The sequence below is a fragment of the Pandoraea sp. 64-18 genome (assembly GCF_001899225.1).
GTDB lineage: Bacteria > Pseudomonadota > Gammaproteobacteria > Burkholderiales > Burkholderiaceae > Pandoraea > Pandoraea cepalis.
Genome location: NZ_MKVU01000006.1, coordinates 537,697 through 558,615, shown reverse-complemented (window position 1 = coordinate 558,615; position 20,919 = coordinate 537,697). Strand labels below are relative to the sequence as shown.

General features: G+C 62.4%; 26 protein-coding genes and 1 tRNA gene. 8 read left to right on the top strand and 19 right to left on the bottom strand.

Annotated elements, in window-relative coordinates; translation table 11 throughout:
* Window positions 1-114: 114 nt before the first annotated feature.
* Window positions 115-1,659: an exopolyphosphatase gene (gene ppx, locus BGP02_RS05360; protein ID WP_261938236.1), complete on the top strand. Its 1,545-nt coding sequence runs from the start codon at window positions 115-117 to the stop codon at window positions 1,657-1,659.
* A gap of 117 nt (window positions 1,660-1,776) precedes the next feature.
* On the opposite strand, the gene BGP02_RS05355 is transcribed toward ppx, so the two are convergent.
* Both BGP02_RS05355 and BGP02_RS05350 read right to left on the bottom strand, forming a co-directional pair.
* Window positions 1,777-2,604, bottom strand: coding sequence for a GNAT family N-acetyltransferase (locus tag BGP02_RS05355; RefSeq protein WP_150553495.1), 828 nt, complete (start codon window positions 2,602-2,604; stop codon window positions 1,777-1,779).
* Window positions 2,605-2,791: 187 nt separating this feature from the next.
* Window positions 2,792-3,268, bottom strand: coding sequence for a SixA phosphatase family protein (locus tag BGP02_RS05350; protein WP_026131589.1), 477 nt, complete (start codon window positions 3,266-3,268; stop codon window positions 2,792-2,794).
* Between the two features lie 177 nt (window positions 3,269-3,445).
* Here BGP02_RS05350 and BGP02_RS05345 point away from each other — a divergent pair.
* From BGP02_RS05345 to BGP02_RS05325, 5 genes are all read left to right on the top strand, one after another.
* Window positions 3,446-3,522 (top strand) — tRNA-Pro (locus BGP02_RS05345).
* 493 nt (window positions 3,523-4,015) lie between these two features.
* Window positions 4,016-5,845: a DEAD/DEAH box helicase gene (locus BGP02_RS05340; protein WP_286798142.1), complete on the top strand. Its 1,830-nt coding sequence runs from the start codon at window positions 4,016-4,018 to the stop codon at window positions 5,843-5,845.
* Window positions 5,846-6,042: 197 nt separating this feature from the next.
* A complete protein-coding gene (locus BGP02_RS05335) occupies window positions 6,043-6,399 on the top strand; it encodes a hypothetical protein (protein ID WP_286798140.1) in 357 nt (118 codons plus the stop codon).
* Window positions 6,400-6,766: 367 nt separating this feature from the next.
* Window positions 6,767-6,979, top strand: a complete 213-nt coding sequence (gene rpsU / locus BGP02_RS05330; RefSeq protein WP_017231887.1) for a 30S ribosomal protein S21 — start codon at window positions 6,767-6,769, stop codon at window positions 6,977-6,979.
* 161 nt (window positions 6,980-7,140) lie between these two features.
* The gene (locus BGP02_RS05325) at window positions 7,141-7,614 is read left to right on the top strand and encodes a WbuC family cupin fold metalloprotein (RefSeq protein ID WP_017231886.1); all 474 of its coding nucleotides are present in this window, start codon (window positions 7,141-7,143) and stop codon (window positions 7,612-7,614) included.
* Window positions 7,615-7,662: 48 nt separating this feature from the next.
* Here BGP02_RS05325 and BGP02_RS05320 read toward each other — a convergent pair whose 3' ends face one another.
* The 4 genes from BGP02_RS05320 to BGP02_RS05305 all read right to left on the bottom strand — a co-directional run bounded on the left by BGP02_RS05320 (window position 7,663) and on the right by BGP02_RS05305 (window position 11,707).
* Entirely contained in the window at window positions 7,663-8,664 is a 1,002-nt protein-coding gene (locus BGP02_RS05320; RefSeq protein WP_017231885.1) for a hypothetical protein, read from the bottom strand.
* A gap of 506 nt (window positions 8,665-9,170) precedes the next feature.
* Window positions 9,171-10,340, bottom strand: a complete 1,170-nt coding sequence (locus tag BGP02_RS05315; protein WP_286798137.1) for a site-specific integrase — start codon at window positions 10,338-10,340, stop codon at window positions 9,171-9,173.
* Between the two features lie 420 nt (window positions 10,341-10,760).
* Window positions 10,761-11,027, bottom strand: coding sequence for a hypothetical protein (locus BGP02_RS05310; protein ID WP_286798135.1), 267 nt, complete (start codon window positions 11,025-11,027; stop codon window positions 10,761-10,763).
* On the bottom strand, window positions 11,024-11,707 hold the full coding sequence (locus BGP02_RS05305; RefSeq protein WP_286798133.1) for an HNH endonuclease signature motif containing protein: 684 nt from the start codon (window positions 11,705-11,707) through the stop codon (window positions 11,024-11,026). The genes BGP02_RS05310 and BGP02_RS05305 overlap by 4 nt, the downstream gene beginning before the upstream one ends.
* A gap of 76 nt (window positions 11,708-11,783) precedes the next feature.
* On the opposite strand from BGP02_RS05305, the gene BGP02_RS05300 reads away from it, so the two are divergent.
* Complete coding sequence (locus tag BGP02_RS05300; protein WP_286798132.1) at window positions 11,784-12,254, top strand: DUF2441 domain-containing protein; 471 nt, start codon at window positions 11,784-11,786, stop codon at window positions 12,252-12,254.
* A gap of 60 nt (window positions 12,255-12,314) precedes the next feature.
* Window positions 12,315-12,680, top strand: coding sequence for a hypothetical protein (locus BGP02_RS05295; protein ID WP_286798130.1), 366 nt, complete (start codon window positions 12,315-12,317; stop codon window positions 12,678-12,680).
* Between the two features lie 5 nt (window positions 12,681-12,685).
* Here the strand turns inward: BGP02_RS05295 and BGP02_RS05290 are convergent, their stop codons facing one another.
* The 13 genes from BGP02_RS05290 to BGP02_RS05230 form a co-directional block, all read right to left on the bottom strand.
* Window positions 12,686-13,306, bottom strand: coding sequence for an ASCH domain-containing protein (locus BGP02_RS05290; RefSeq protein WP_286798128.1), 621 nt, complete (start codon window positions 13,304-13,306; stop codon window positions 12,686-12,688).
* On the bottom strand, window positions 13,303-13,947 hold the full coding sequence (locus BGP02_RS05285) for a hypothetical protein (protein WP_286798127.1): 645 nt from the start codon (window positions 13,945-13,947) through the stop codon (window positions 13,303-13,305). The genes BGP02_RS05290 and BGP02_RS05285 overlap by 4 nt, the downstream gene beginning before the upstream one ends.
* Window positions 13,947-14,909: a hypothetical protein gene (locus BGP02_RS05280; RefSeq protein WP_286798125.1), complete on the bottom strand. Its 963-nt coding sequence runs from the start codon at window positions 14,907-14,909 to the stop codon at window positions 13,947-13,949. Before BGP02_RS05280 ends, BGP02_RS05285 begins: the two co-directional genes overlap by 1 nt.
* Entirely contained in the window at window positions 14,906-16,645 is a 1,740-nt protein-coding gene (locus BGP02_RS05275) for an AAA family ATPase (protein WP_286798123.1), read from the bottom strand. Before BGP02_RS05275 ends, BGP02_RS05280 begins: the two co-directional genes overlap by 4 nt.
* Window positions 16,642-17,304, bottom strand: a complete 663-nt coding sequence (locus tag BGP02_RS05270; RefSeq protein ID WP_286798122.1) for a DNA translocase FtsK — start codon at window positions 17,302-17,304, stop codon at window positions 16,642-16,644. Before BGP02_RS05270 ends, BGP02_RS05275 begins: the two co-directional genes overlap by 4 nt.
* Before the next feature lie 11 nt (window positions 17,305-17,315).
* Window positions 17,316-18,449, bottom strand: a complete 1,134-nt coding sequence (locus BGP02_RS05265; protein ID WP_286798120.1) for a hypothetical protein — start codon at window positions 18,447-18,449, stop codon at window positions 17,316-17,318.
* Window positions 18,450-18,454: 5 nt separating this feature from the next.
* On the bottom strand, window positions 18,455-18,661 hold the full coding sequence (locus BGP02_RS05260; protein WP_286798119.1) for a hypothetical protein: 207 nt from the start codon (window positions 18,659-18,661) through the stop codon (window positions 18,455-18,457).
* 9 nt (window positions 18,662-18,670) lie between these two features.
* Complete coding sequence (locus tag BGP02_RS05255) at window positions 18,671-19,477, bottom strand: RecB family exonuclease (RefSeq protein WP_286798117.1); 807 nt, start codon at window positions 19,475-19,477, stop codon at window positions 18,671-18,673.
* Window positions 19,478-19,600: 123 nt separating this feature from the next.
* The gene (locus BGP02_RS05250; RefSeq protein WP_286798115.1) at window positions 19,601-19,744 is read right to left on the bottom strand and encodes a hypothetical protein; all 144 of its coding nucleotides are present in this window, start codon (window positions 19,742-19,744) and stop codon (window positions 19,601-19,603) included.
* Window positions 19,744-19,887: a hypothetical protein gene (locus BGP02_RS05245; RefSeq protein WP_286798113.1), complete on the bottom strand. Its 144-nt coding sequence runs from the start codon at window positions 19,885-19,887 to the stop codon at window positions 19,744-19,746. The genes BGP02_RS05250 and BGP02_RS05245 overlap by 1 nt, the downstream gene beginning before the upstream one ends.
* A complete protein-coding gene (locus BGP02_RS05240; RefSeq protein ID WP_286798111.1) occupies window positions 19,884-20,117 on the bottom strand; it encodes a hypothetical protein in 234 nt (77 codons plus the stop codon). The genes BGP02_RS05245 and BGP02_RS05240 overlap by 4 nt, the downstream gene beginning before the upstream one ends.
* Window positions 20,114-20,386: a hypothetical protein gene (locus BGP02_RS05235; protein ID WP_286798109.1), complete on the bottom strand. Its 273-nt coding sequence runs from the start codon at window positions 20,384-20,386 to the stop codon at window positions 20,114-20,116. The genes BGP02_RS05240 and BGP02_RS05235 overlap by 4 nt, the downstream gene beginning before the upstream one ends.
* A gap of 1 nt (window position 20,387) precedes the next feature.
* Complete coding sequence (locus tag BGP02_RS05230) at window positions 20,388-20,579, bottom strand: hypothetical protein (protein WP_286798108.1); 192 nt, start codon at window positions 20,577-20,579, stop codon at window positions 20,388-20,390.
* Between the last annotated feature and the right edge of the window lie 340 nt (window positions 20,580-20,919).

The window sequence follows — 20,919 nt, the reverse complement described above, 5'->3', positions numbered from 1 at the left end:
CGACGTGTCATATTCGATTTGTAGCGTATTCGTCATTTATTTGTCGAGTGCGCGTCATGCTTTTCGTGTGATACGTCCTCCACTCCGGCACCCTTCGCTCAGGCGCATCCCGACATGAGTACTCCCTCGCCCTTGTTAGCGGCCGTCGATCTCGGCTCGAACAGTTTTCGCCTGATCATCGGCCGCGTGGAGGAAACGTCCGCCGGCACGCAGATCTATCAGGTCGATGCGCTGCGCGAGCCGGTTCGGCTGGCGGCGGGCCTGAACGACGAGAAGTACCTCGATCATCCGTCGCAGCAACGCGGCTGGGACGTCCTCAAGCGCTTTGGCGAGCGGCTGCGGGGCTTTCATCCCGACAAGGTCCGCGCGGTGGCCACGAACACGCTGCGTGTCGCCAAGAACGCCGACGATTTTCTTGGTGAGGCACAGCACGCGCTCGGGTTTCCCATCGAAGTCATTGCCGGGCGGGAAGAGGCGCGCCTGATCTATGCGGGTGCCGCACACTCGGTGCCGACGTGCCAGGGTAACCGACTTGTCGTGGATATTGGGGGGGGCTCCACCGAATTCATTATCGGGCAGGATTACGAGCCGCTCATCATGGAGAGCCTGTATATCGGCTGCGTGAGTCATAGCCGGCAGTTCTTTCCCAGCGGCAACGTCGACGAATACGCGATGAAGCAGGCCGAACTGGCCGCTCGTCGCGAGATTCAGATCATTGCGGCGACTTATCGTGACGCCGCCTGGTCGCAGGCGATCGGCTCGTCGGGAACGGCACGTGCGCTGGCCGAATTGCTCGAAGCCAATGGGTTCAACGACGGCGGTTTGCACGGCCTCACGCGCGGTGGGCTCGAGCGCCTCAAGCGCGCGCTTATCAAGGCGGAGAACGCCAACCGCCTCAAGCTGGCGGGGCTCAAGCAAGATCGAATTCCGGTGCTGCCGGGCGGCCTGTCCATCATGTTGTCCGTCTTCAATGAACTCGAGGTCGAGCATATGGAGACGACCGACGCCGCGCTGCGGCTCGGCGTGATGTACGACTTGCTGGGGCGTACCCAGCATCAGGATATGCGGGCGGTGACCGTCGAACAGTTCGTGCGTCGGTATGGCGTGGACCGTGCACAGGCCGAGCGTGTAGGACGCCTGGCGATTCGGCTGTATCGCCAGTTGCCGGTCGAGGCGGTCGAGGTGCTCGAGGACGACGGCGCGGCGGGGGAACTGGACGACGGTCGCGGGGAAGGCGAGGCGTTGCTCAACTGGGCGTCGTCGTTGCACGAGATGGGATTGTCGATCTCGCACAGCGCGTACCACAAGCATTCGGCGTATATCGGCAGCAATGCGGATATGCCGGGCTTTTCGCGCCCCGATCAGGCGCGATTGGCCGAGCTGTTGCTGGGGCATGTCGGCAAGCTGGGCAAGTTGGCCTCACAGGCGCAGCAGGTCGATTGGCAACTGTTGTTCTGTCTGCGCCTGGCGGTATTGTTCTGTCGCCGCCGCACGGATGCGTTGCCGGACGCCATCGAGGTCAAACGGCTTGGCGATGGCTTCATGGTGTCGGTGGCACGCGCGTGGATCGACGCCAATCCGCTGACCGACTATAGCCTGCAGCGTGAGGCGCAGGAGTGGGAGAAGATCGGCATGCGCTACAAGGTCGTGTACGCCTGACGCATGAGGGCCAGCCCGCCTGTTGAGGGCGGGGGGGCAAACGACGAAGCCCGGCATCTGCCGGGCTTTTTTGTGTCCGTTGGCGGGACGGACGACTTGGGCGGAGGCGGCAGGCGTTCAGGCCTGTTTGAGCTTGTTCAGCAGTTCCGCGCCAAGAAAATGGCGTGCGTAGCGCGGGTTGATGTCGGACAGGCGGAACAACGTGAGGAAGTCGGCGGTGTTGAAATCGGGGTCCCAGGCCGGGGCGCCGCAAATACGGGCGCCTAGGCGCAGGTATCCCTTGACCAGGGCGGGCGGCTCGACCTCCAGCGTCGATTGCAGCTCGCTCACCGGCAGCGCGATGCGCGGCACGGCGTGGTACTCGGCCGGCGCCATGGCGGTGTCCTGCAGCTTGCGATAGAGGCTGGCGGCGTAGTGGCCGCCGTCGGCCATCGGCACGCTGGCGCAACCGAGCATCGTCTCCAGGCCGTTGCGCAGCATATACTCGGCCAGACCGCTCCAGAGCGCCATGATGACGGCGCCGTTGCGGTATTCGGCATGCACGCACGAGCGGCCGGTTTCGAGCATCTTCGGGCGCAGATGGTCCAGCCGGGAGAGATCGAATTCCCCTTCGGAGTACAAACGGCCAAGGCGCTTGGCCTGACCCGGGGGCAGTACGCGGTAGGTGCCGACCACCTTGAGCGAGTCCTGATCGCGTACGATCAAGTGGTCGCAGTATTGGTCGTACTCGTCGACATCCAGGCCTGCGGGGCCCTTGACCGACGCGCCCATTTCTTCGGCAAAGACGTGGTATCTCAGGCGTTGGGCTTCCCGAAGCTCGCTTTCGTCGCGTGCCCACGCCACACCCAGATTCGGCTTGACAGGCGTTTCAGGGCGAGGAAGACGCCTCCGCGAGGTGGGGGTCAACGAAGAGAGCGGCATGGTGGGGTTCGGCAGGTCGCGCATAAAGGCCCTTTGTTTGACGGTCGCGTTGCGACGTACTTTAAAAAGCATCAATGTCGATTCCGTGAACGGTATGTGACAATTCTATGACAAAACGTCCGGTGTCATGATGTCAGGGCGCGTTTTGGGCCCCTTGCGCCAGCCAATTCACGGGGGGGAAGGAGAGGGAGGCGCCGCCGTCGCCTTCGGTTTAGAGCAGGTCGGGATTGACGACGGCGCGCACGACCACCTGGCTCTCGTCTTCGCGGCGGCGTGAGGAGAGCCACCAGATGCCGGCCTTCTTGATCGTCCAGTAGGCTTCCTGGCCGGTCAGCAGCAGGGCGGCGAGTTGGCCGAGGGCGGGTTGGTGGCCGACGAGCACGACCGTCTGGACATTGCCGGGCCAGCCGATCGTCCCCAGCAGCGTCATGGCGTTCGCGCCGGGGGCGAGATCGTGCACGATGCGTGGTTTGGGGGTAAGCGCCTGAGCGGTCTGGACCGCCCGCAACGCAGGGCTGGAGAGGATAAGGGCGTCTTCTGGGAGACGCGGGCGCAGCCATTGGGCGGCCTTTTCGGCCTGTTTGCGGCCACGGTCGGTGAGCTCGCGGGCCAGATCGGCCTGGGCACTGAGGGCGAGGGAGGCAGGCAGGTTTTCGGCGTCGGCGTGACGCCAGAGAATTAGGTTCATCGACACAGGTTCGGACATGGTGAACCTCCCACTATGACGAGGTTTCGTGGCGACGGCATGACCGTCGGCGAGCCGCTGCGAGACGACTATTTTGCCAGCGGTGGATGGAAAAATGCCGACGCAGCGCACATTGATTTGACGCGGTGCGCCGAACCCACTAGAATGCGTGCTCTTCGTCGGAGCGTAGCGCAGCCTGGTAGCGCATCTGATTTGGGATCAGAGGGTCGTAGGTTCGAATCCTATCGCTCCGACCACTAAATTCAAGGGGTTGGGACAGGCAACATCTATTGTCCCTATTCTCTGCCCTTGCAATTTCCCAACGGCATTAACGACAACGTCTTGCGCGTGTGCATGCGCCGCGTGGTTCGTTATGCGTGTCCCTGCCGCGCGCTGGGCATGCCATTTGCGCGCCATGACGGTCTCTTGCCTCCATGTTGATTAGTAATCCAATGTAAATTCACGCGACGGTCGTGGACGCGCATCGCGTATCTCGCATTGTCGAATGACTTAACCGCCGAGCGAGGCTTCCGGTTGGGATGTATCCGATATTCATACGAACGGGCTAATTGGCTCGTCGCAACTGCGCTAGCCGCGCAGCGGCCTTGAGCCGCCCCGTGACGTCGGTGTGCATACGTTCTGGCGGTTTGACGAAACGTGCTGGCCTTGCAAACGATAACGAAAGCTGGATAACTTCAAAGACGATACATCGATACTTTGACGGCCAATTTCGTTAAATCTTGGAAGCGCATGGCAACGATCATTCCCTCTCTGTCCTCGTGCGCGGGCAGAATGCAGCCCGGCGAACGCAGAATCGCCGAGCGGCTGGAGCAGAAACTCGAAAACGACTATCTGATCTGGTATGACGTTCCCGTCGCCACGATGCAGTCGTATCCGGACTTTGTGGTGCTTCACCCTCAGCGTGGGTTGCTCATCCTCGAAGTCAAGGACTGGAAGATTTCGACCGTCCTGCGTGCCGATCGCGGCGACTGGCAAATTTTGGGCAGCAACGGCCCCAAAACCGTCATCAGTCCGCTTGAGCAGGCGCGTCGATATACGCTCGACATCGTCAATGCGCTTGAGCGGGATCCGCAACTGGTGAATCCTGCGGGGCATCCCTACGCGGGGAAATTGCGACTGCCCTGGACGTTCGGCGTCGTGTTGCCGAACATGACGCGCAAGCAGTTCACGGATGGCGGTTTGGGGCATGCGCTCGAGCCTTCGAGAGTCATTTGCGCCGACGAAATGACGGAGTCTGTCGACGCGGAAGCGTTTCAGACCCGGTTGTGGCAAATGTTCAAGTTCCAGTTCCGCGAAAAACTGACGCTGCCGCAGATCGATCGATTTCGATGGATTCTTTTCCCGGAAGTGCGCGTGCAGGCGACTCAGCTCGACCTGCTGTCGGATCAGATCGAACTGCCCGACATCATGGCCGTCATGGACGTGCAGCAGGAGCAGTTGGCACGAAGCCTGGGCGATGGTCACCGCGTCATTCACGGCGTGGCAGGGTCGGGAAAGACGATGATCCTCGGTTATCGCGCCGAATACCTGGCCACGCAATCGGACAAGCCCGTGTTGGTGCTTTGTTTCAGCGAGCCACTTTCCCGAAAGATCCAATCGGTCATGGAGGCCAAGGGCTTGTCGGCCAAGGTCATCGTCCGACATTTTCACGGTTGGTGTTCGGATCAATTGAATGCCTATCACGTCACGCGCCCGAAAGGGGCGGGTGAACGGTTTTTTGCGGAACTGGTTCAGTGCGTGATCAACGCCGTTGATCGAGGCAGTATTCCTGCGGCGCAGTACGCCGCCGTGCTGATCGACGAGGGCCACGACTTCGAGCCGTCCTGGTTCAAGCTTGTCGTACAAATGGTTTCGCCGGAATGCCGTCATTTGCTCGTGCTGTATGACGATGCGCAATCGATCTTCAATCGTTCCGAGCGGCAGGGATTCAGCTTCAAGAGCGTTGGCGTGCAGGCGCAGGGACGCACGACGATTCTCAAGATCAACTATCGGAATACGCGGCAAATACTCGCGCTTGCCGCGAGCGTGGCCGAGGACATTCTGGACGCGAAGGCCACTGACGACGATGGGGTGCCTTTGATTCGTCCGATCAGCTGTGGGCGAGAGGGGCCACAACCCATGCTGATCAAACTTCCGTCGATTGCCGATGAGGCCGAAGCCATTTCGAAGCAAATGGGACAGGCACATCAGCAAGGCACGGCGTGGCAGGACATGGCGATCGTTTATCGGACATGGAGTGTCGGCCAGGCGTGCGTTGACGCGCTGGCGAAGGCGCGAATCCCCTACCAGTGGCAGCAGCGAGATCGCAAGCGGTTTTCCCCCAGTGCGGACGCGGTCACCGTATTGACCATGCACGCCAGCAAAGGCCTGGAGTATCCGTTTGTAGCCGTGCCCGGCGTCGGAGCGATGTCGCTGGATGAAGCCGATCTGAAGCAAGAGGCTCGCCTCTTTTACATTGCGGCGACACGCGCGACTCATCGGCTCCTTGTCACCGGTAGCGGGGATTCTTTATTCATGCGCAAACTGTTTCCGGAGGATTCATTGCACGTTGCCTCCTGAGCGAGGGGCGGGCGTGTAGTGAATGGGCGGCGGGGCGAGGTCCGTCGCCGCCGTCGCCCGCGCGAACTTCCCGCATCGATCGCCTGCCTGCGCGCACGCAGATTGCGTCGTGGTACGATCAGATTCATCCACGTCACTCAGATCGTGGCTTCGATCCGGTCCATGCCCGTCGCGAGGCGGGTACATCAGGGGGCAATATGTCTGCCGAGCAAAAGACGCCTTATCGCGGGTACATCATCGTTACCGTTCTCGAACGTCTGCCCAAGGGGCGCGCGCGACTCTCGGCCAAGGTGCTTGCCGACGATGCGGATCACAAGCGGCGTCTTGGCGGAAAGAAGCTCCTGCAGGCCAAGCGTTGGTTCGATCATTTTGCCGACGATCTGGCCGCGCCCATCATCGAAGGGCTCAAGCGCACGATCGACCTCGAATTGGCGACGGCGGCGAAGGCGGCCAAGTCTCTCAAACCTGCAAAGGCGGCGATGGGTGTGAAGTCCGTCAGGACGGCAAAGCCCAGGGCCGTGAAAGTGCCGGCGGTCGCGGCTGTCGATCGCTGACAATCCAGTCATGTACATTTTCCGCGATTTGTGTGTATAATCCCGACCTTGTCCAAAATCTGGGCATCGAGGGAGGCGGTTCTCATTGACGAACGATGAGCGTGCCGCTTTGCCATCAATCAACCGTTCAGCCAGTCTGGAAGGCGCGATGCAGGGTTCGCGGTAAGCGAGCCGGGCGTTGAAAGCCAATCGGGAGATCGCAGAGGAGGTGATTCGCGGTCCCGCCGGATGTGGTGTAGTGCAGTCCGTGGCAAAGCCGTTCGTCGTGCCTGGCAGGAGAGGTCTCTTGCAGGGCGGGGAAGGGTGTTTTTGCCCGGTAAGTTAAATTTGCGGCTCTCGCGAGCCAATTCACTATACGAGCTATTGCATGACCAAGATTCTGATTAAAGACGGTGAACCCGTTGAAGTCGCACTGCGTCGTTTCCGCCGCGCCATCGATGGCACGGGCCTGATCAAGGAAGTCAAGGCACGTGCGGCTTACGAAAAGCCGACGGCCGAGCGCAAGCGCAAGAAGGCTGCTGCCGTGGCCCGTCTGCGTAAGCGTCTGCGCAGCCAGACCCTGAAAAAGAAGATGTACTAAGCACGGCGTTGCACCCTTCGGGTGCAGTGAAGTGCGAAGTGAGAAACCCGCCGCGAGGCGGGTTTTTTTATGGACGGGCGGCGGCCATCGATTTGCTACACTCGTGGCCGTCGCCGCGATGCCGCGAAGGCTTCATCCCCCAGACTCCCCACGATTCCCCTATGAAAACGTTGACTTTTGCTGCGCTCGACGCGCTGACCCAGCAAGCCGAGCAATCGCCGCGTGCGCGCATGAACCAGAACCTGCATGAGTCGCTGGACGATCCGATTCAGCGCCTGGCCATTGCGATGGAGCCGGCGACGTACATTCGCCCGCACTTGCATCGTTACACGTGGGAACTGCTCACGGCGCTGCGCGGACGCTTTGTCGTGCTGACATTCGACGAGGCAGGCGTGGTGACGGACCGCAAGCTGCTGGGCGAGGACACGAGCGTAACGGAGACGGCGCAGGGCGTCTTCCACACGGTGCTTTCGCTGGACCCGGGGGCCGTGATTTTCGAGGTAAAGCACGGCCCTTATCGGCCGTTCGTCGAATCAGACTACGCGAGTTGGTCGGCGCCGGCAGATACGCCCGAGGCGGCAGCGTTCATGGCGTGGGTCAAGACGGCACAGGTGGGCGACCGCTGGGCCGCCTGACGCACGGAGGTGCCGCTGCGGCGGACTTTCGGCGGTAGCGCGCGGCGGTTAGCGCGTCCAGCCTTGAAACCCGGTGGCCATGGCGAGCAGTGCCTGGGTCGCCGCGTCGATGACGCTGTGCCAATCATCCCCGACGAAGCGTGGGTGAGGGGCGCGCGCATCGGCGACGCCCTCGGGGCTGTCCGATGGCTCGCGTCGGGCTTCGTTGCCGCAGGACATGGTCGCCGCGGCATGCAACCGCCAGACCGGCACGCCCAATCCTGTGGCCAAGTCCGCGTGTGTGGCGTCTAAAGAAATCACCAGATCCAGGTTGTCGATGAGCGAGGCCTCGTCGGCGAGATCATCACAGTCGGCGCGCCAGTCGATCCAGTCGACGGTTTCGGGCGGAATGGCGTGGGACGTGTCACCGGCGGGGCGACCCAGTGGTACCCAGGAAACGCCCGGTACGCAGAGCAGCGGTGCAAGCGCAGTGAATCGGGCGGTGCCACATGCCACGGGCGCTTGGGCTTCGGCGTCGAAGACATGCAATCCCGCGAGGCCGACGCAGAGTCCGTGCTGTGCGGCCGCTGCAAGCCGATCGCGCCAGTGCCGTGCTGGGGTAGCGGGAACGCGTAGAAAGGGCCGTCCGGCGTGTGCCGAGGCGGCCTGCGGCCCCAGCACGCGCGCAAGCGTGCCAAGCGGGCAGCGCAAATCCCAGTCCGATACATCGCGCGGCATTCGTGAGAGCACAACCACGCGCTCCCCGATCGACCATTCCACCAGTCGGCGCAAACTCGCGGGGCCGACAAATCCGACCTTGCCAAAGCGAGCGGCGGCGATTTCCAGATGGCGGAGCTGACTGAGCAGTTCTGCGTCGTCTCCCGCGCCGACGATCAAGAGATGTTGATGCAACGTTTGGCCACCGCCGGTCCAGGCGGGAAGCGGGCAATTCGGATGCGGGCTGAGTGCCGCGCCGACCTGGGCCCAGGCATGGGCGATGGCATTGGCGGCAGGGGTGTCCCCGGCGTAAGGGGTTGGGGAGTGAGCGGCGCGCTGCGAAGGCTTCGTCATGCGAATCTTGGCATCGAAAAGGGGGCAAGGACAGGCGAAATCACGGCGCCGGGCAGATGGCGCGGCAACGCAGCGCCTACGACATCTGCGACATACTAGGGAGCTGGCACGCCGGACATGATAGAGGAGGCGGGCCATTGCATTTCGACGCCACTTTTGCCAACGGGGCAGATGCTTTTGCCGGACGGCAAAATATTTGAAGTGCCCGATGCTGGCGCGGTGTGAGAAGGGGGGGGGAGGCGGTCTGCAGTGAGTCGCTGCGAAGCGCGGCGCCATAGCGGAACGCCGGCACGGTCATCGCATTGGGCGGAGGCAACAAAAATGCCCCGTCGAGCCCCGCTACGCGGGGCATTTCGGCCATTCTTGCGATGCGCCAAATGCGTATTTGGTCCCCCCGACAGGAATCGAATCTGTTGCAGAGGGAATTAGCCTGAATTCTTTACGGTCTTATGCGGGTTTCGGGCCGGTAAACTCAGTCTAATTCTGTATGTTTGTCACAAAATTTGTCACACGGCATCGCGCTTGCCGGCGGCGAATAGCGCGTCCAACTTGGCCTTCTCGCGTTCGCTGGCGTCGCCGTCTATCCACTTTGAGTAGACCTCGAAAAACATGCGTGGGTTTGTATGCCCCATCTGGCGAGCGATGTAGGCGGGGTTCATCCCTGCATGCAGGCACATCGTGGCGAAGCTGTGACGGGTCTGGCGAGCGTCTCGGTCGCGGATCCCCACCGCTTTGAGCGTAGGGCGCCAGACGATGCGGACCGGCGGCGCTGTATCGTGGAACCGCTCCCCCGAGTTCGGATTGATGAACACCTGCTCGCCCGCGAGATATGTGTGCTTCTTTTGCCGGGTCAGCGCCTGGAAGGCTCGCGTCTGCAAGTCTATATCCCGCCCCTTATGCGTCTTGGTGCCTTTGTCCAGCGCTCGCACGCGGGATTCTTCGATGCGTACTTGCTGACGTCTGAAGTCGACGGACGGCCAGCGCAGCGCTATCAGTTCTGACGGCCGCAGCCCGGTAAAGAATGCAAACTCGAAGTAGTTGAGCCAGACGTCACCGTATTTCTTCCCGATGTGCGCGAGCACAGCGTCGATCTCTGAAACGTCCAAAGGGTCCGGCGCCGCCTTCTGGTTCTTGCGGCTCTTGATATCCCGCGTGATGTCGTGTTCGATCTTCCGAGCAGTAAGGGCGAAGGAGAAGACGCGTCGAACTGGCGTCATGACGTTGTTGAAGGTCTTCGCGCTCTTGAACGGCAGTCCGGCAACGTAGGTCGCCAGATCTTCGTAAGTGATTGAGCGGATCGGGCGCATCCCAAACACGGGGCGAAAATACCGGTTCAGAGCGTTTTCGTACTCACGCACCGTCGTTTCTTCCAACTCAGCCCGCGCCAAGTCGAGCCAAGAGTCAGCGACGGCGCCGAAATGGCTGGCGACCGAATGAGCCGACTTGTCGAGCAGCCATTTCGATTTCGGGAAGTACCGTGCGAAGTCCTCGATCGTGAACTTCCCGATGCGAATGGCCGATGTGATTTCATCTCTCAGGCGTGCAGCGGCGCGAAGGTTGACGGCTGTCGGTGCGAGTTCGAGTCGTTCTCGGAACCGCTTCTTTTCCCACTGGAAGCTGACGAGGATGGACGCCTCCCGCGCGTAGATCCCTTCGAATTGCTCGTTGCGACCCATTCGTCGTATGCCTCAAGGTTGATGTGTTGGCGATTGTCAGGCGACCACTTCCAGTGCGTCCCTTCCACAAGCCGGCCGTCCTGAATCAGCCCGCGAAGGGATGGCACCGAGCGGCCGGTGTACTCCGACGCCTTCTCCAACGTCACCCAGACAACCGGTCGGAAATTGAGTTGCATATCTTACTCTCCAGTCGCGGGCCGTAACCCGCAGAATCGCTTTCAGTGCTTCGGCCGTGGCCGGTGGTGCTTGCTCTATCAATTTTTTCAAACACATGTTTGGTTTGGCCGGGTATTCCTTAGCTTGCCGGCTTGCAGGGACGCGTAGACTTTCCTGACCGTGACGCAATGTCGTGCCCCCCGCACCACGGACTCATGGCCCATCCATCGTGATGGGCCTTTTTTGTCGTGGCGGGGTCGGTGGTCATTTCAGGACGTGACGCCGGATCCCGGTGATACCGGACGGTAGGTTTGCGGGCTGACCGTTTTCGTCCGTCTGTTCGAGGAATGGGGCAGCGCTCTGGCCGGTTACCTTGAGATAGTCGACTTCGACCTTGGCTGTGTCGACCAGGACGCGAGCGACGTCCGCAACAGCGCGGGCCCGCTCGATCTCCATCGGATTGTCCCGGCTGCGAAGGTCTGCCAAGGTGTCGAGCAGCGCTTGGCGAACGGTCGAGATGTTGTTGCTCATGACTGGCTTTCCTTTGCCTCTCGGGCAATGCGGTTGACTTGTCGTGTGATCGCACCCTTGAGCTGCATCAGGCCGGCCAACTCTGGCGAGTGCGATCGCGGATGATTGCGCCGGGCGAGGTCTGCACGACTGACCAGCTCGAGGGCGTCGAGGGTGATGGCATCAAGATCGGATGATCTCCGACCAGGCAGAAAGCAAATGACGTGTCCGGACGGCACGGGACCGTTCGCGTCTTCCCACACCAGGCGATGCACGGCAACCCAACGGCGTGCCGGTACCGGATGGTCGTCGGTGACTTTGCGCTCGAGGTAACCGTCTTTGCTGACGCGGTGCGATCCGATTGGCACGTAGTTGTGCTGAGCGGCGCCGTGCATCTCGCCCTTCTTAAACTGCGTGCGACGGCTGTTCGGGTGAGTGCCACAAATCCCGGGCACGCCCTTATTCCAGGACGTCTGGCCCTTCACAAACCGGCTCGACTTGCCGCGCTTACCGTCGGTTCGTCCCGACTCGGGGCCCGCGAAGAACTCAGCGCTCTTCCTTACGCCCAGCCGCGCAGCAGTGCAATAGATCTGTGACACGGGCCTGCCGAGTAGTCTCGCTACGTCCGCCGCTGTCCTGTCCGGGTAGAGCCTGGTGAGCAGCGCCTTATCTTCTTCGCTCCATGGCTTGGAAGCGGTCATACGGCCCTCCGGCAGTCGCCCAGCATGATCTCGTTCTGCCTCATGCTAGGATTCCTCGGATTCCTGGGGATCTGATATGTCGAACTACTTCTTCGTTGCGCGTAGCCGCTTTAACCCTGGCGAAACACTTGGTGGCGGCCATTTTGGTGATGGGTTTAAAGACTATGTTTTCAACGATCAGTCCCAAGCAGGAGCCCTTCAGGGGTGGCGTCTTGCGAGCGAACTCATTGTTGAGGACGTGCGCAAAAGATTCTTTCCCGACAGGCCAAGCCGTCTCAAGTGCTCCTTCGCCTGGGTACGTCAGAGCGATGCGGAAATGAATCTGCCCGTAGGTTTGTTTGTTCACGAAGTTCGGCTCCAAGACCCGAATGCTCCGGTGTTCGTCGCGGATTTCACTCTGATGAGTGCGGCAAGCCGTTTCGCTACCTCCGATACTTTCATTTCTCTCTCCGAAGCGGTTGCGCACAAGTACTGGACGGGCGGTAGCCCTCAGCTCGCTGAAGTATTGACGTTGTCGCCTTTGGTGGTCGTGAAATGTTTGACGTAAGCGGTCAAATGAAGCGGCCGGCACCCGTGCTAGGATTTCTCGAAACCAAAGGAGACTTGAATGACAATTGATCCACGAAAGATTGAGTCGATGAACATCCTCGCTGAGGGGATCCGTTCTTTGTTCCCAGATAAGGTCGAGTTCCACCGTGCGCCGGACGCACATCGAAACTTCTTCTTCGATTGGCCGCTCGAGGGGCAGCCCGAAGACCTTACACAGCAATCGCGGACTTTTTCGATTCACTTTTCTGATCAGTTTCTCGAACAGTTTTCGTCGTTGAACAAGGCGGATAGGACAAAACACATTGACGCACTCCGGAAAATCGTTGCAGATCACCTTGAGAATTTCGACGATGGGCGCAGCACTCAGCGATATCGGGTGAAGGATGCATACGTCGTCGACGTCACGCACGATTTGGCGATCTAGCGGCATCACGCCCCCTTAGCGCCGTCGACGCGCTTGAACTCGACCGCCCACACCCACCGGTTATCGCTCCACGAACCGGCGCCGTAGAGGCTTTCCCAGCGATCCCGATACATCGCACGCGGCAACGTGTCGTCGTCCCGCGCCGAAAACATGACGCCGGCGGCGCAGCCATTAAGCCCGATACCTTCGGCGATGCAGTCCTCATCGCTGATGGCGTTCAAGCGTTCAATGCGCACGCCGGTCACGTCGAGCAACGTGCGTGCTGCCGAGCGCGGCATATGGATGGAAGGGCGCCAGGCGCGATACTTCCCTTCCGGCGACTTCTCGCCATCTGGCCCGTGTGGGTCATCGAGGTAGTCGGCGCGATAGAAGACGAGACAGTCATCGTCATACGGCCCAAGCGGGTAGTTGCTGTGCTGCCACGTCTCGCGCACCCATAGGCGGTCGCCTGCGAAGCCAAACGGACTCAAATCGTTTTCGGGAAGCGCAACGTACTCGGGCGTAAAGTTGTCCGGCTGAAGTAATTCCAGCGCGAAGCCCTTCACCACACGCCGCGTCTGCGTCTTCGAGCCGTCGAGGATTGCGCGCACCATAGGCGCGCTGAAGAGGATGGGGCGCTCTTTCACGCATCCCCCTTCGCTCGCTTAGCGGCAATGGTGGCGACATCCATCGCGTGCGGATGACCGATCGCTGTGAGCAATTCGCGCGTAGCGATCATCATGTTCGTGCTGGCGTCGAAGTAATCCGCCTCCGGCGTGTTGGCGGCGTCGCACAGCGAGTCGATTCGGCGATGCACAGTCTTGGCGCGCGCTTCGATCTCCCCGCCATCCGCCGACAGCGCGGCGCGGGCGTAGTCAACCATCTGGTGAGCGGAGTAAGCGTGCGAGACTGGCTCATTCGTCACGGTCAAGCCAGCGAATACGGTCGGATGCGGCAGCACCGGTAACTCCCGCGCATCCCCGCCCACCTTCGCGGGAGACGCCAGCGCTTCAATCTGGTCGCCCATCGCCACGTTGTCGCAGCACTCGCCGCACCCGCGAGAATTCAGGTTCCAACTCGTCTGTCCGCCGATGTCCCATTTCCGCCAGTACGCGCCGCACACGTTGCAGCGGTGCGTCGGTTCAGCGCCGGGGATGAGCGATGTGTCGGCACGACGTTCCAGCAATGCAACGCGCGCACGCAGGCGCTCGATTTCATCAGCGGCAAGACCGGTATAAACGCCGTCCATCATGCGCAGCGTCGGAACGATGTCATGGTTGCTGTCCATTATTCGGCTCCCAGTGCCAACAGGCGGTCGCGTTCCTCGTCCGGCATCTTGGTGACGATGGCGGAAATCTTGATGGCTTTGTCCCACGGGATTTTCTTTCCGTGCGCCGCGACCCACGCGTCGATCAAGTGCGACGCCAAGAATTCCGGCGGCGTCAGTTCGTCGGGGTTGTCTACCGTTACCTTCGCGGGAGACGAGAGGGCGGCTTGCGTCGGTTCACTGGCTCGCCGCATCACTGCTTGCAGATACTCGTGGCGAGCAATCTCCTTTCCGGCGTACGTCAGCACCCACACGGCGCCGTGCTTGCGAGCCTTCCAGCTACCGTAGTCCCACCATTCGCAGTCGCCGGAACTATGACGCGTCCATACCGCGTTCGCGGGAACCGGCTGCGGTTCTTTCGCCACCTGCGGCGCATCTACGTCGGGTAAGGGCGCGGGCACACCGCCGAGCGTCCATTGCTCGGTGCGCAGCCGATGCTCGATTTCCTCGCACGCGAGATCGAATGCCGCGCTGGCTTGCGTGGGTAGGTCTGGATTAGAAGTGCCGAAATGCTGATCTCGTACAGCCTTGATGATCGCGAGAGTGCGTTGCTGCTCAAGAGCCACGGCGACCTCAACGACATCGCGCTCGCCGCCATTCACGGGCGCGGCGTAGAGGGGGGACGCGAGCATCGCCGCAAGCCAGCGCTGCACGCCTTCCTCTGTGACGGTTTCTCCCTCGCAGTGATCGACCAAATAGCACGCGAGATTCATAGCCGCCTCTTGCCCTGCGCTCTGTGCGGCTGGCGTGGGGGCGGCGGCATGAAGCGCCTGTTCAAACGCGCATAGCCACTTGAACCTGTCTCTACCCTCCGCACGGAACCGAAAGTTTGCCTCTTGCTGCGCGCTATTGATCCATGAGCCGTATTCCGTCGTGCCTGGCTCGGGGCGCGCATCAAACGTCACGGTCTTGATGGCGTTCATGCTGCCGCCTTCGATCCACCGACGCAGTGGTCGGCGATCCAGAACGTGGTGATGGATTCCGGCATCTGGCCGGGCGCCGACTTCATGCTCATGAAGACCAGGGCGGTGTCGATGTCGCCTGCGTGCGCCAGGTCATCGAGCCAATACAGCAGGTTGTCGCGCTCGGCGCCGACCAGTACATCGGCGCGGTCGAGCATCAGCACGCGCACGCCGGACAGGTGGGCGATGGCCTCGGCGATCAGGGCGTCGGTGCGCCACTTCTCGGACTCGGACAGCAGGGCGTAATCGCGGCCGGCGGCCGTGATCGACATGTCGGCATCGATGGACACGCACGACCAGCCAGCGGCCTCGGATTGGGCCTCGGCCCGGGCGTTGATCGGCCCGAGGGCCTCGGCGAGCAGTTCGGCGGGGATACCGTCCGGGCCCAGCGCGGTCGCGAGCGCGTCCCACGCGGTGACGTCTGCGTGGTGCTGTGCCGCGCGCTTCGTCTTCGCGTCGGCCTCGGTGACGGCCCGTTGCGAGGCTTCGATGCTGGCGACGATCTCGCGCGCCTTCGCGGCCTTGTCCTTGGCTTCGGCATGGGCGCGCTCGACGTCAGCTTGTGCCGGGGCGTCACCGGCCGCATCCGCTGCCGCGTCTTTTGCGATCAGATCCAACTGCGCCGCCGCATCGCGTGCCCGATCGAATTCCGCCTCGCGGCTCTTCACGGCGTTCTGCAGCACCGTCAGGCTCTTCTCGTACTCGGGCAGGCTCGAGGCTGCATCCTCGTTGCGCTCGACCGGTGCGTCGGCCGCCAGCTTCCCGGCGAGATAGCGTAGCAGCGCGCCGCACTCGGGGCAGGTGCAAGGCATGCCATCGACCTTGCCGCCGGCGGCGGCGCGCAGCGCTTCGACCTTCGGCAGAAACTCAGCCAGCTCGGCGCGGGCACGCTCAATCGATTCCTCAGCCTTCGGCAGCTTGGCGGCGGCCTCGCGCAGTTGCGTGGCGCGCGCGTCGCGCTGCTGGCGCTGACGGTCTGCCGCGGCGATCTCGCCGAGTTGCCGTTGCAGGTCCGCCGCCTCGCGCTCGAATGTGTCGATCGTCTCGCGACCTTCGGCCAGTGCGGCAGCGAGTTCGTCGGGATCCTCGCTACCTTCCGGCGCTATTGCGCGCCAGGTGTTCGCCTTCACGCTGCCATACGTCTCGCCGGTGACTGCGCGCCATGCGCCCTTGGCGGCCGTTGCCTTCGACTGCGCTTCGCTCGCCGCAGCGTCGAACCCGGCGCGTACCAGCGGCAGCACCGCTTCGACCTTGTCGCCGGTGATGCCGCGAGCGGCGAGGCGCTTTCGCACGTCGTCGGTGCCCACCGTCACGCCCATCAGGTCGAACAGGAACGTGCGGCGCGCTTTGGCGTCAAGACTGGCGAAGCGTTGCGCGTCCAGCACGAACGGCGTGCGCGGGTCAGCCGGGATCGTCTGAGTGATCTTGCCGCCGGGCAGGGCGACGTTGTTCGCGCGCCCGCCGTCGGCCACGACTACGATAGAGCCCGATTCGGCGCCGTCATGCACCAGGCGGCCGTATTCCTTCTTCAGCGAGACGCGCACGCTTTCGCCGGCCAGCGCCAGGCGCACGGCGTCCTGAATGCTCGACTTCCCGGCGCCGTTCGGGCCGCAGAAGAGGGCGACCGGCGTGCGCAGCTCGACGTCGGCCGTGCGGATGCCGAGGAAGTTGGTGGCGTGGATGTGGGTGATCTTCATGCGTGGGCCTCTTCGTGTCCGAGGATGTCGCGGGTGCCGTCTGCCTTGGCAGCCGAGACGAACGAGCCTTGTTCGAGCATTTCCAGCAGCCGGGCTGCGCGGTTGTAGCCGATGCGCAGATGGCGCTGGATCATGCTGATCGACGCTTTGCCTTCGGCGCGTACCAGGCGGATCGCCTGCGGGTAGAGTTCGTCAAATCCGGCGTCGACTGCGCTGAACGAGTCACCGAAGCCGAGTTCGCCGTTCTGCGGTGACAGAAGCACGTCGATATCGTCCTGCAGGAACTCGGCGATGCGTGCCACCTCGTCCGGGCTCGGCTTGAAGGTGGCGAGCATGGTGAGCGCCACCTTGAAGCCGTCCTTCGGCTCGATCGCGAACTTCTTGACGCGGACGGCGGTGAACACGCTGCCGACCATTTCGAGTCGGTAGTCGCTGAGTTCATGCGTGAACGTGATCGGGCCGAGCGCCTTGTTTCGCACGGCGCCGTTCGAGAAGAACGCGAACGCCGGCAGACCTTCGTCGAAAGCGGACATCACCTGGTAATCGGTGACGGCGCGCAGCTTGAGGTCGAGCACCAGCTCTTGTTCGTCATCCGGCCCTTCCTTGCGGGTGTTCAGGTGCTGGATGACGGCTTTGCCGCTGAATTGGAATTTCTCCATGGCTGTTCGTCTCAGTCAGCGTTCAACGGCGCGCGTGTGCGGCGGCCAGCCGGCGCGGCGGTGCTCGGCTCTTCAGCGGCCTGCGTCAGTTCGCGCATGCGGCGGGTGGCGACCTGGTTCAGCGTGGCCTTTTGCGCCTCGTCGGGGATTTCCGCAATCAGGCTGCGGGCGAAGTCGAGTTCCTCGACGCTCTTCGCGCCGAGCAGCTCGCGGTTGACGCCTTGGAACGTGGGGACGTCGCGGTCAGCATCTTCGCTGTCGTCGATATCGAGGCCGGGTTGCTGGCCGTCGTCGGTCGCGCTCGCCTGCTGCGCTTCCTGTTCGCCAGCCACGTCTGCCGGTTCGGCGCGCGTGGCCGCCGGGGTCGCGTTGGCGCGCATTTCGCTCATCGTGGTTGACTGCACGACATACGAGCCGTCTGGATTCAGGTCGATGATGTCCTGTGCTTCCTCGACGGTTTGCAGGCCCATCAGCAACTCGGGGGCATAGAGCTTCCCGAAGAAGCTGGCGGTGCGGTAGCGCAACATCACTTCGTCCATCGTCTGCCACTTGCTGCCGTTTTTCGTGTACCAGCCTTCCTTCACGGCCATTTCGATCGACACCGGCGGCGATTCGATGCGCTCGCCGGTTTCCTTCTCGATTGCCCAGGCGATGCAGACTTTGTCGGTGATCGGGACGTTGGTGGTGCGCTTCTGCTTCTGGCCGTTGTCCCAGTACGTCTCGGTGTACGCGACTTCCTTCGCGCCGAGCGACTTGATATCGAAGCGCAGCGGCGAGAATCGGCCGCAGCCGTTCACCGCGGCGATGATCCATTGCGACGACCAGGACGGGCGACCTTCAACGATGTAGAGGTTCTGCATGACCATCAGCGGATCCGCGCCCATGCGCTGCGCCATGTTGAGCGCGACGACGGCGTTCGCGAGTGCATTCGGGTTGTCGCGCGATTCCTTCACATTCCCGAAACGGTCGAGCTTTTCGATGGTCTTGCGGTACGCGACCGGCACCAGCGTCGACGAGGCGAGCAGGTTGGCGGCACGCTGCATCAGTTCGAACGACTGCGAGGTGGCAAAACCCATCGTGACGACGGGGGCGGGTTCGCGCACGGCGGGCGCGCGCATCTGTTCCAGGGTGGTTGTTGCGCCCATGATGGTTAGGCTCCTTTGCGGGTGGCGGTGTAGGCGTCGCGATCCACGACGGTCACGGTGCGGCGATCTTCGACGTTCTTCGCGCCCTCGCCGAATTGGTGCTGCATGCTGCGAATGAAGCGGTCCCGATCCCACACGCGGTGTTGCGTCACGATGGGGCTGTGCTTGCCAGACGGGTCAGTCAGGCGGATGAAAAGGTCCTGTGCGGTCATGGCGGTGGCTCAGTCGTGGAACTGGCAAGTGGCATAGCGCGGGCAGTACTTCTCCGAGCACAGCAGCGATTTCGGGTTGGGATAGAAGCGGCCGGTCTTGAACATGTCGGCCGCGAACTCGATCAGGCCCGGCGTCGACTCGGTGCCGAGCATGGCGCGCTTGGCGTTCTTGATCGTGCCGGTGGCGATTTCGAGCGTGCCCTTCGTCTTGAGTCCAATGATTTCGGCGTCGTCGCCGATCACGTCGCCCGTCGAGTGCTCGTAGAGAATCTCGTACGTGCCGATCTGCGGGCCGTGGCCCTTCGTGACGGCCGCACCTTTCTGCACGGCCGCTGACCCACTCTTGAGGTCAGCGATACCGACGCCTTCAGCCGTGCGACGCACCCGCGCACGGTCCATCGTGCCGGTGAGGCGGACGATGATCCCGTTGCCGCAGTCGATATCGAGCGGCTTCGTTTCCATTTCCACGGCCACGAACTCGAACTGCGGCGAGATCTCACGGCAGTACTTGGTCAGCAGCGTGATGCCGATGCGCTCGGCTTCGGACATCGTCAGATCGTCCTGCGACGCGTCGAACTCGTTTTCGGGGTCGCGCAGCTTGTCGATGAACGTGCCAGCGGCGTCGTCCGCAGTGAGGCCCGTGCCATCGAGGCGGCTCTGATCGAACACGGCAGTGCCGGCGTGAATCGCGGTGCCGAGCGCGGCGCGCAGGCCGACTACGTTGCGCAGCTTGAGCAGGTGGATGCCTTCCCAGCGGTACGAACAGTCGAAAAGTGCGCCCCAGCTCGAAGCGCGAACGGTGTAGATGCTTTGCATGGCGGTTCTCTCAGTGGATGCGGACAAACTCCGGGCCGGTGGCAAGCCAGCGGCCGGTAAGGCGGTAGCCGGCGGCGCGCTGCAGGCGCACGTACTCGGCCCAGGTCAATTCGATGTGCACGGTCAGTTCTCCCAGGTGGTCAGGCAGTACGTCGTGGCGTGCGCCGCGCGGCAGGTGTTCCAGCTCTCGACCTCGCGCCACGCGACGAAGGCGAGGGCGGCAACGATCAGCGAGAGGGCGAGCGCGAAGCGCGCCGCGGCGGCCATTACGCGGTGCGCCCGTAGGACGGGACATCGGCTGCATACGACTCGGCGCTGTACTTGAAGATGCCGACGAGCAGGAACAGGAAGGCGAGGACTGCGAGCATGCGCGCGCAGAATCGGCCGAAGTCGAGGGCGAGGCGGATCATGCGGCACCTCGGGCGACGATCATGGCGTCGGCGATCTCAAACGAAAATTCGACGACCCACTCGACGAACGGACGGTCACGCTCGTCCTTGGTGAACTGGCGGGCGAGCAGCCCCTGAATCGCTTTCGCCGCGAAGTAGTCGCGCAGGGTCATGCCGAGATTGATCGTCGGGCAATCGTTTAGATCGCCGCACCACGGAAACGCCGGACCGCCGTTTTTGATCGTGGTCATGCCGCCTCCTCGTCGTGGGCGTATCGAACTTCCAGCTTGAAGTGCGTTGCCTTGTGAACGTCGCGCATGTGGTCTGCGAGGCCCGCCGGCTTCACGCGGCGACCGCAGTCAGGGCAGTAACGCTTCGCCGCCTTCTTCGGCAACTCGTGGACAGGTTCGTCTCGGCAGTCGCGGCAGCGGCGTGGGAAGCCCTCGCCAGCACCGTCAAGAGCGACGCCACACCCCTCGCAGAGAGTGCCGTCCAGCATCATTTCGGCGATATCGCCCATCTCATTCCCCCGTAGAACGTCGCACGAGCAGGCGGCGCAGGTCAGCGCTGATCGACTCGGGGTCGCGCAGCTCGTCGCGCGCTTCCTCGATCGTCAGGTCGTACCGTTCCGCGTAGGCAGCCAGATCGTCGGCCACGTCGAACGAGGAATTGAGCTTGCCCTCCTCGAAATCCTCGACGTAGCTGACGTTCATCGCGCTGGCCCCTTCATGCGTTCACTTCTGGACGCGCTTTCGCGCGGCTGACGCAGCTACCGGTTCCCGGCCCGGCGACCCCGCGTCATGACTCGTCAGTCAGCGGAATGGGGTGGGTTGTGTGCTGCGTTGGAGTGAATAATACGAATGTATTTTATTGGTGTCAATACAAATGTATTTGAATTGGCGAAATTCTTCCGGGATAGCCTCTGGGGTGATCTGGCGAGAACCGCTAAGAAACAAAAATCCCGTCGAAGCGGGCTGGTGGGTGTTGTTGAGTTCGTGGCGAGCGAGCGGCGTGGGGCCGCCGATGCATGGCCACCCCGGCGGACGGGCGGTC